The 627-nt window shown below is 64.4% G+C and carries 1 protein-coding gene; it reads left to right on the top strand.

Annotated elements, in window-relative coordinates; translation table 11 throughout:
* On the top strand, positions 1–627 hold a 627-nt coding region (locus AC1KVE_RS21015; protein ID WP_481093047.1), incomplete at both ends, for an autotransporter-associated beta strand repeat-containing protein.

Here is a 627-nt window from a genome sequence, read left to right as displayed (position 1 = left end):
ACGGGTGCGTTGACGCTTGCCGAAGCCGGCAACTACAGCGGCGGTACCGTACTTGCCAGCGGTAGCTTGGTGCTGGGTGATGCACAGGCGCTGGGCACCGGAACGTTGACCGCCGCGACCGGCACCACGTTGGATACCGATCAGGCACTGACAGTGACCAACGCAGTCGAGCTGGCAGGTGCAGTCGCGTTTGCGGGCAGCAACGATCTCACCTTGACCGGTGCTGTGACCGGCACCGGTGGATTGATCAAGAATGGGGTTTCCACACTGACACTGGACGGCAGCAACAGCTACACCGGTGGCACGACGGTCAACGCCGGCACGCTGGTCGGCGACAGCGCCAGCCTGCAGGGAGCCATCGTCGACAATGCGACGCTGGTGTTCAACCAGGTGGCCGATGGCGTGTTCACCGGCTCGATCACCGGCACCGGCAGCGTGATCAAGGATGGCGCCGGCGCACTATTGCTCAACGGTACGAACGGGTACACCGGCGGCACCACGATCACGGCCGGTACCTTGATCGGCGACACCAGCAGCCTGCAGGGCGATATCGCCAACAACGCGGCACTGGTGTTCAACCAGAACACCGGTGGCGTGTATGCCGGCACGCTCAGCGGCACCGGCTCG

This window comes from Xanthomonas sp. NCPPB 2864 (assembly GCF_056675615.1).
This window is presented reverse-complemented; position numbering and strand designations above follow the sequence as displayed.